Genomic DNA, 8,455 nt, shown 5'->3' with positions numbered 1-8,455 from the left:
TCTTCCTCACAACACCCCCCCCTGACACCGCCTTCGCCTTGGCTGTTGTGGTGGTGGCACGCCTGGTGGACCCTACGGTCCCCCCCCCCCCCCCCCCCGCCCGGGTCATGACGTGACGAGCCAGCGCCCGCTCACGGCGGAGGCACCATCTGAGCGGTGGCGTCCAGGTTGCGGACCGGTTTGCCCTCCTCGTACGACACCGGGACGGTACCCGCGAGCTCGGCCACGGCCTTCTTGAGTGCTGACGACGCTGCGCCTTCATGCGACGTGGTGACCGTGATACCCGACGCGTCCGGCAGCAGGGCCGCCGTATAGACCGGGAACGGCAGCGAATCGGCCTGTGCCGCATCGCCGATCCTCTTGAGGACAGGGTCGACGGTCGCCCGCGCGTAGGACGCGTGCCGGATCTCGGCGCGTCCCGTCTCGACGCCGGGATGCGCCTGGGCGGCGGCCGCGACGAGGGCTCTGGCCCGCGGCTCGTCCGTCGCGAACAGCACGACCCGGCCTGCCGCCGGGTCCAGCTTCAGCGCGCCGAAGGTGTCCTTGAACCCGCCGCGCCCCTGCTCTCCGAGCGCCGACGCCAAGTCCTGCAGCGCTGCGAGCGAGAGCGCGTCCACCTGCTGCGACGGCGAGGAGACCACGGCCCCGGGACCAGCAGGGCCGCCACCGGCCGACGCACTGGTACCGCAGCCACACAGCAACCCCGCTGCCGTCAGCACGGCGGCCGACCACGCGGGTACTCGCGATGGTGTCACTCGGTGAACTCCGTCCTGGTGGCGCTTCTGATGGTTCGATCCGTCTCGGTCGCGGTGCCATACGGCTGTGCGGTGCCACGCGGTCGTGGGGTCAGGCTGCGGGGAGGGTGGGGCCGGTCGGGCCCGGGCGGCGGTCGGTGGGGCGGGCCGGGGGGATGACGGGGGCGTGGAAGTCGCGCGGGCCGGTCCACAGGGCGGGGACGGCGTCGCCGCGGCGGGCGAGTTCGTAGGCCAGCGCCTCGTAGTTGACGCGCCAGCCGTGGAAGTGCTGCCAGGCCTCGTCGACCGGGCGCTCGCGGGGGAAACCGGCGCTCGTGATCATGGCGACGGCGCCGATGTACTCGGTGTAGGTCAGGCGGATCGGGACGTCCGGGTCCGGGTCCGGGTCGAAGTCGATCCGCACGGAGCGGCCGATGTCGCGCAGCGCGGTGAAGCCCGCGCGCAGCACCAGGCGGGCCTCGGGCGGGGCCGAGCGCGGGCAGAGCGCCAGGTGGAGGGCGGCCGCGTCGAGCACCGCGATCAGGCCGACCACCCAGCTGCGGTTCGGCTGCGGGGAGCGGAAGGACAGCAGCACCGGGTAGTTGGAGTGGCTCTCGCCGATGTCGGCGGCGAGCCGCTCCCAGTCCCGGTAGAGCTGGGGGAGGGCGGTCTCGGTGTCGACGAGGGACTGCCGGGCCAGCAGTTCCGGGCCCCAGGCGGGCTCGCCGGCCCGGGACTGGAGCAGGGTCACCTCGGTCTCCCGCCGCTGGTAGGCGGCGTAGAGGGTGGGCAGGTAGGCGATCTGGAGGGCGATCACCAGCGGCCCGCTGGCGGCGGCCATGAAGTCGATCGCCGACAGTTGCAGGCGCTCGCCGCTGGCGTAGCCGAGGGTGAAGAGGCTGGACCCGGACTCCCGGATGGCCACCGACCAGCTGAGGTCGGACGTGCCGTGCAGCAGCAGGGTGTAGGCGAGCAGCATGCCGCTGAGCCACACCCCGAGCATGCCGAGCAGGATCAGCGGCGCCAGCCAGGTCAGCGCCCGGTCCTGCGCGTAGTAGCTGCGGAACGGCGTCGCGTAGAGCCGGAGCACGGTCCGCAGCACCCGCCAGAGCCGGCTGACCAGCGCCGAGTACAGCCCGCGCGGGACGACCAGCGTGCGCAGGATGCTGCCGACGATGAGCAGGAGCAGCAGGGCGCCGGCCAGGGTGTGGATCATCCTCATGGCGCCATTGTGGCGGTCCGGCGGAGCGGCTGCGGCACGGGGCGGGCGCCCGGTGGCCGGGTCCGGTGCCGGCCGGGTCTTTGATCGGGCCATATCCGAGGGGCGCTGTGGCCGGGTCGGCGCAGACGGGCGCGGGACTGTTCCCCGTGCGGTTGTCGAGGCCGGCGCGCGGCTCGCGTTGTTGGAGATGTCCTCGGACTCGGGGGTGAGTGCGGGGGACGTCTTCGGCCATGTCGCGGTCACGTCCGGCGACGAGGCTGCGCCGGTCCGTGATCGTGAAAGTCGTGATCAGACTGCTACGGACTGTCACTCGGTCGCGTGCTGTCGCTACCGGGCGCCGTACCTGATCAGGCCACCGGCGGGATCCGGCCGGATGGGCTGCGTGGACCGTGCTCCGCTCGCGGCCCCGTGATCCCACACGCTCGTGTTCGATTCCGTTCGCCGGCGCGTCCGCTCGTCCCGACCTCCCGTGTGGTGTCCGGCCGCGGGGCGGTGGTGACGTAAGCCCCGTGCGGCGCTTGCCCGGAGCTCTCCGAAACCCCGGTCTGACGGGTTGTCCGGTTCTGGGAGGCGCAGGTGCCGGCTCTTGGCGATTCCCTGCCGGTGCGGGGGAGGGCTGCGTACTTTCTGAACCCTGCCGGGACGCGCTGGGGGAGTCGTCGCGACCCCTGGCCTTCCACCGTCCCGGGATTCCGCAGCCCCCCGGGGGGCGATGCGCCGTGCGCGCTCGCCCGCCGGCCGCTGCTCCGCCCCACCACCGAGAGGAAGCGTCCATGCCCGACTCCGCTCTTCCCACCCCCTACGACGAACCGCAGCCGGCGACCCCGCTGACCGCACAGCTGAACGCCGGCGTCGCGCTCCCGCCGCCCGGCCAGGACGCCGAGGCGGACTTCGCGAAGCAGGGCCTGCTGGTGGCCCTGGACCCGAACGACCCCGTTCCCGGCCCCGGCCCCGGCGGTCAGCCCTATGCCTGGAACCTGGCCCCCTACGCGGCGTTCCTGTCGGAGCAGACCCCCGCGCCGGACACGGCCAATCCGAGCCTGTGGCGCAATGCCGTGCTGAACATGAACGCCGGCCTGTACGAGGTGGTGAAGGACGCCGTCTACCAGGTCCGCGGCATGGACATATCCAACATCACCTTCATGGAGGACCCGACCCAGCAGAGCAGCGACATCGTCGTCCTGGACCCCCTGATCAGCGAGGAGTGTGCGAAGGCCGCCCTCGACCTCTACCTCGGCGAGCGCGGTGCGCGCACCATCAAGGCCGTCATCTTCAGCCACTCCCACACCGACCACTACGGCGGCGTCCGGGGCCTGTTCGCGGGCGGCACCCCCGATGCCGACGTCAAGATCGTCGCGCCGGACGGCTTCCTGGAGCACGCCGTCAGCGAGAACGTGTACGCGGGCAACGCGATGAGCCGCCGCGCCACCTTCATGTACGGATCACTGCTCCACAAGGGCGCGGACCAGCAGATCGACGCGGGACTCGGCAAGACGATGTCGTCGGGGACCACCGGCCTGCTCGCCCCGACCCACACCGTCGTCGCCAGTGTCACCGACGAGGACACCCAGATCCCCGCGGGCGTCCCCTGCACCCTGGCCGGGATCCAGTTCGAGTTCCAGCTCACGCCCGGCACCGAGGCGCCGGCGGAGATGAACTTCTACCTCCCCGACGTCAAGTCGCTGTGCATGGCGGAGAACGCCACGCCCACCCTGCACAACCTCTACAGCCTGCGCGGCGCCCAGGTCCGCGACGCCAAGGAGTGGTCGAACTACCTCACCGAGTCCGCCACCCTCTACGGGGGCGACGCCACCTCCCTGTTCGCCAGCCACTTCTGGCCCCGCTGGAAGAGCGAGGGCGGCAACGAGATCGTCGACTTCCTCACCAGCCAGGCCGACCTCTACCGCTTCCTGCACGACCAGACCCTGCGCCTGGCCAACCACGGCCGGACCATGCACGAGATCGCCGAGGACCTCGACCAGCAGCTGCCCCAGAGCCTGGCCGGCCAGTGGTTCAACCGCGGCTACTACGGCACCACCAACCACGACATCAAGGCCGTCTACCAGCGCTACCTCGGCTGGTTCGACGGCAACGCGGCCCACCTGCACGGCCTGCCCCCCGAGGAGGTCGGCAAGCGCTACACGGACACGTTCGGCGCCGACACCATTGTGAAGGCGGCGCAGACCGCCTACGGGAACGCGACGACCGCCGACGACTACCGGTGGGTCGCCGAACTGCTCAGCCACGTGGTCTTCGCGGACCCGGCCAACACCGATGCCCGGAAGCTGGAGGCCGATGCGCTGGAGCAGCTCGGCTACCTCGCCGAAAGCGGCCCCTGGCGCAACTTCTACCTCGCCGGGGCCGCGGAACTGCGCAACCCCGGCGCCGGCACCGGCAGCACCGGCGCGCTGCCCGCACCCGAGATCATCACGGACGACGTGATCGCCGCCATGCCCCAGGACATGGTCTTCGACTACCTCGGCATCCGCCTCAACGGCCCCGACGCCGCGAACAACCCGCTCACCATCGCCCTCACCATCGCCGGCGGGAACGCCGGAGACCCCACGCAGTGCACCGTCCAGCTGCGAAACGGCGTCCTCGTCTACACCGCCGACACCGGCACCGGCGCCGATGCCTCGTACACCCTCACCCGTACCGGCCTCAACCAACTCGCCCTCGCCAAGGACGCGCAGAAGGAAGTGGCCGCGCTCGCGGACAGCAAGGACCTGACGGTCGACTCCGGCACCATCGACCCGCTGAACACCCTCGCGGGGCTGCTGGAGAGCTTCGACTTCTGGTTCGCCCTCACCACCCCCTGATCCCCTCACCTCCCATTCACCCCCATTCGGTACCGGCCGGCTGCCAGCAGTCGGCCGGTACCGGACGTTCCGGGGCGTCGACCTCCCCGCAACGGGACACCGTCCGGCGCGTGCTGCGGGACCACCTCGGCCTGTCCGACGGGTTCCGTTCACGACTGACCCGCGCCGAGGTGTCGCCGGAACGCCTCGGCGGCCGCGCGGGTGTAGAAGCGCCTGACCCGGTCCGAGGAGCCCGGCATGCGGAGGAATTCGTGTCGTGCGCGGCTCCAGAGGCCCCAGCACTCCAGGAGGAGGAAGTGCGGACTCGTGGAGTCGATCAGGCGGATCTCGAACTCGGCGCCCTCGGGGGCCGTCACGAGCGCCGTGGGCCGAGTGTTCCTGCGGACCCATGCCTGTGCCAGGGCGTACGAGTAGAAGCGCAACGGCTCCTCGGCGGGTGGCAGGGCCTTCACCAGGCGGCTGGTGCTGCGGTCACGGATGACCCACACCGGGTACGAGGCGCCGTGCGGGGCGTCGGCGGGGACGGCGGTGTAGCGCCTGCGGCTGGTCGTCATCGACGGGTCGCCACCTGGATGAAGCAGGAGGCCTTCTCCACACGTTCGGCGAACTCGTTGAACTCGCCCTCGATCGCCGAGATCGCGGACTTGCTCGGGACGAGGATCGCGCCGGCCCGGTGGTCGAGGAGCCGTTGCAGGGCGGCCTGGAGGAGAGGGCGCCGCTCGGGCCCCTTCGCGTGACTTCGTCGTCGACGACGATCAGGGCGATGTCCCAGTTGAAGGAGCGAGCGTAGGCCTCGCACCTGCGCAACTCGCGCTCGGGGAAGCCGGAGCTGGTCCTGGCCAGGTACGTGACGACCTGGAAGTTGTGGGTGGGGGTGTTGGGGGGGCATGACTGTCTCCGTGGTAGCACATCGCATCCGACTTCTCACCGGCTGTAGCCATGGTGGCGTGCGAGCGCTTAGGGTCGGAAGGCTTTCCCACTTGACACTCTTCGCCATGGGATTCAGGTGGCGTCGGAGGTGTGATTATGCGTGAGACGAAACTCGATCCGTCGGCATCCCCCCTTGCGGCGTTCGGCGCCCAACTTCGCAAGGCCCGCCAGGCGGCTGGTATGACCCAGGCCGAGCTCGGCAGGCTTACATCGCTGAGTGACAGTCAGATTTCGAACCTCGAAAGAGGGACGCGCAGTCCCACGCTCGACTGGGTGATTGAGGTCGATCGGGTTCTGAACACGAGAGGGACGCTGGAGCTGACCTATTGGAGCCTCAGCGGTGGGGGATCCCTGCTGGAAGGTTTCCCGGAGTATGCGGCGCACGAGGCAAGGGCGGTTGAGCTGCGGCAGTTCGAGTTGGGTGTTGTTCCTGGGTTGTTCCAGACCAGGGCCTACGCGGAGGCGTTGGTGGCGGCCGATGTGAGAGGGCGTTCTGCGAGTGTCGGTGGGTCTCGTCGTGCTTGAAGGCAGGTTGTCCGGTTTTAGGGCTTCCCGACCGGCCGGAAATGCGGTGCGCTGGTGGGCGTGGGTGGACGCGCTCCGTACCCGAGTGACCTGTCGGATGAGGCCTGGGAGCTGATCGGGCCGGTCATCGTCGCCTGGAAGGGCCGGCACACCTCGGTCAGCGGCCACCAAGGCGGCTACGACATGCGGGAGATCGTGAACGCGATCTTTTACCAGGCTCGCACCGGCTGCCAGTGGCGGTACTTGCCGCACGACCTGCCGCCGAAGAGCGCGGTGTACTACTACTTCGCACTGTGGCGCGACGACGGCACCGCCGAGACCGTCCACGACCTGATGCGATGGCAGGTCCGCGAAATGCGCAGACGTCACGAGGACCCCACCGCTGTCGTCCTGGACTCGCAGACCGTGCGGGCCTCGACGAACGGCACCCAAGGACACCACCGGACTGGACCCGGGCAAGAGAAGCCCAGGCCGCAAGCGGGGCATCGCCACCGACGTCCTGGGCCTGATCATCGCCGTCGTGGTGGTCGCCGCCAGCGTGCACGACAACGCCATCGGAATCACGCTGCTGGACAAGGTCGCCGCGAGCGCGCCCACCGTGACCAAGGCATGGGTCGACGCCGGATTCAAGAACGCCGTCGTCGCGCACGGCGCCCGCCTGGGCATCGATGTCGAGGTCGTCCAGCGCGAGCCCGGCACACGAGGGTTCACGCCCGAGCCGAAGCGGTGGGTGGTCGAGCAGACGTGGGGCACCTTGATGCTGCACCGCCGCCTGGCGCGGGACTACGAGGCACTGCCCGCCAGTTCGGTGGCGGTGGTCCACTGGTCGATGACCGACGTCATGCTCCACCGGCTGACCCGCACCGCCACTGCGAGCTGGCGCGACCCGCCCGCCGCGCGGGCCGACGACTGTGACGGGAGGACCCCATGAGGGACATGCTGGAGAAGATCAGCACCCGGCAGCGGCTGGTGCGCGAGACCGTCGAGCATCTGCGCGAACAGGCTCGCGGAACGTCTGCCGTGGGCAGCCGAGCACCGGGCAGACCAGACGTCGGACCCGCACCGAGACGACGACCCGCCGCCCATCCACCGGGACATCCGCGACCACCCGGCCGTGGAACCCGTGCACCCGCCCCGTCGGCCGCCCACACACCGGGCACGGCACCGGATCATCCCGCGTCCGCGCCGACACCCGGATGACCTCGCCCTCGTCCGCCACCCCCTCGATGACGAGGGCCGACAGCCCCGAAAACACCACGCTCACAAGCTCGTTGACATCACGCACATCATGCCGACGACCGACGTCACCCTTCGTCACCACCGATTACGGGACAGAGCCTTTGGCTGTACAGACCCCATTCTGGCGGGGTGGAGGTCGAGGCCGGTGGCGTCCCGAGCGGTGGCGTCCTGCGCCGGCGGGTCAGGGGTGCGGGGGAAGCCCTGGGAGGAGGCGGCCGAGCCCCTGTGAGGACGCGTCCTCCGGGGCTGCGGGGGCGCGGGAGGAGAGTGGCGCCCGTCGCTCCGGAGGCAGGTACGCGGTGGGCAGGGGGCCTTCCAGGACGTCGCCGTCGATGCGGACGCCCAGGTACGCCTGGACTCCCTCGGCCGCCTGCGTGGCCGTGGAGCGGTCCGGGAGCACCTGGACCGCGTCCCACAGCGGGTGGTCCGGGCCGCTGCGCAGCGTCGACGGGAAGCCCGCCTCGAAGGACTCGATCCGTACGCCGTCCCAGTAGCGTTCGAGGGTGGTCATGCCGTCGACGCTGTACAGCTGGACGGCCTCGGTGCCTGCCGACAGGCGTGAGAGCACGGCCTCCTTGAAGCCCTCGGGCTCGCCGCTCTCGTGGCAGAACGCCCACTCCCCGTCCCCGAGGACACCGGTGCGCAGGACGACGCCTCCCTCCGCGATCGGGAGGGTGGTGCGGGCCTGCTGCAGCGTCAGCTCCCGGACCGGTTCGGCGGCTGCCCCGTAGGTGGCGAGGACGTGTGCGGGGCCGCGGTGGCGGGCGAAGGTCAGGCACACGATGATGTCGTGCGCCCACCAGGGGTCCTGCGTGGTCATCGTCGCGATCCTCTTTCTGCTGGGCCGTTCGTTGTCGGGGCTCCGCGGCCGTGCCCGGGGGCCCTCCCCCCCGGGGCGGTCCCGGTTTCGTTTTGGTCGGGGCCCCTGGGCGTGCGGTCCTCCAGGAGAAGGTTGACCCCCCCGTTTCTCCTACGCGCTTTGTTTT

At 70.6% G+C, this 8,455-nt stretch carries 7 protein-coding genes and 2 pseudogenes; 3 read left to right on the top strand and 6 right to left on the bottom strand.

All coding sequences use genetic code 11. The features are described from left to right. Positions 1–131 precede the first annotated feature (131 nt). Positions 132–641 (bottom strand): hypothetical protein, encoded by a 510-nt coding sequence (locus tag ACFVX9_RS24400; RefSeq protein WP_387983441.1) that lies wholly within the window; start codon positions 639–641, stop codon positions 132–134. A gap of 205 nt (positions 642–846) precedes the next feature. Further along, entirely contained in the window at positions 847–1,956 is a 1,110-nt protein-coding gene (locus tag ACFVX9_RS24395) for a hypothetical protein (RefSeq protein WP_387983440.1), read from the bottom strand. Positions 1,957–2,729: 773 nt separating this feature from the next. Here ACFVX9_RS24395 and ACFVX9_RS24390 point away from each other — a divergent pair. Continuing rightward, on the top strand, positions 2,730–4,775 hold the full coding sequence (locus ACFVX9_RS24390; RefSeq protein WP_387983438.1) for an alkyl/aryl-sulfatase: 2,046 nt from the start codon (positions 2,730–2,732) through the stop codon (positions 4,773–4,775). Positions 4,776–4,924: 149 nt separating this feature from the next. On the opposite strand, the gene ACFVX9_RS24385 is transcribed toward ACFVX9_RS24390, so the two are convergent. Both ACFVX9_RS24385 and ACFVX9_RS24380 read right to left on the bottom strand, forming a co-directional pair. Then, positions 4,925–5,329, bottom strand: a complete 405-nt coding sequence (locus ACFVX9_RS24385; RefSeq protein WP_387983437.1) for a hypothetical protein — start codon at positions 5,327–5,329, stop codon at positions 4,925–4,927. Further along, positions 5,326–5,574, bottom strand: coding sequence for a hypothetical protein (locus tag ACFVX9_RS24380; RefSeq protein ID WP_387983435.1), 249 nt, complete (start codon positions 5,572–5,574; stop codon positions 5,326–5,328). Before ACFVX9_RS24380 ends, ACFVX9_RS24385 begins: the two co-directional genes overlap by 4 nt. Positions 5,575–5,801: 227 nt before the next feature. On the opposite strand from ACFVX9_RS24380, the gene ACFVX9_RS24375 reads away from it, so the two are divergent. Together ACFVX9_RS24375 and ACFVX9_RS24370 are read left to right on the top strand one after the other, a co-directional pair. Continuing rightward, positions 5,802–6,230, top strand: coding sequence for a Scr1 family TA system antitoxin-like transcriptional regulator (locus tag ACFVX9_RS24375; RefSeq protein ID WP_387983434.1), 429 nt, complete (start codon positions 5,802–5,804; stop codon positions 6,228–6,230). 60 nt (positions 6,231–6,290) lie between these two features. Next, positions 6,291–7,161: pseudogene (locus ACFVX9_RS24370) on the top strand (IS5 family transposase). Positions 7,162–7,227: 66 nt separating this feature from the next. Here ACFVX9_RS24370 and ACFVX9_RS24365 read toward each other — a convergent pair. Both ACFVX9_RS24365 and ACFVX9_RS24360 read right to left on the bottom strand, forming a co-directional pair. Continuing rightward, positions 7,228–7,485 (bottom strand): annotated as a pseudogene (locus ACFVX9_RS24365) (transposase family protein); the annotation flags it as partial. A gap of 165 nt (positions 7,486–7,650) precedes the next feature. Continuing rightward, on the bottom strand, positions 7,651–8,289 hold the full coding sequence (locus ACFVX9_RS24360) for a DUF6461 domain-containing protein (protein ID WP_387983433.1): 639 nt from the start codon (positions 8,287–8,289) through the stop codon (positions 7,651–7,653). Between the last annotated feature and the right edge of the window lie 166 nt (positions 8,290–8,455).

This window comes from Kitasatospora sp. NPDC058243, assembly GCF_042882025.1.
Classification (GTDB): domain Bacteria; phylum Actinomycetota; class Actinomycetes; order Streptomycetales; family Streptomycetaceae; genus Kitasatospora.
This window is presented reverse-complemented; position numbering and strand designations above follow the sequence as displayed.

Excerpts from the sequence above, each read along its gene's own strand:
- ACFVX9_RS24375 (WP_387983434.1), top strand. The coding sequence starts at position 5,802 with ATGCGTGAGACGAAACTCGATCCGTCGGCATCCCCCCTTGCGGCGTTC.
- ACFVX9_RS24390 (WP_387983438.1), top strand. The coding sequence starts at position 2,730 with ATGCCCGACTCCGCTCTTCCCACCCCCTACGACGAACCGCAGCCGGCG.
- ACFVX9_RS24395 (WP_387983440.1), bottom strand. The coding sequence starts at position 1,956 with ATGAGGATGATCCACACCCTGGCCGGCGCCCTGCTGCTCCTGCTCATC.
- ACFVX9_RS24360 (WP_387983433.1), bottom strand. The coding sequence starts at position 8,289 with ATGACCACGCAGGACCCCTGGTGGGCGCACGACATCATCGTGTGCCTG.
- ACFVX9_RS24385 (WP_387983437.1), bottom strand. The coding sequence starts at position 5,329 with ATGACGACCAGCCGCAGGCGCTACACCGCCGTCCCCGCCGACGCCCCG.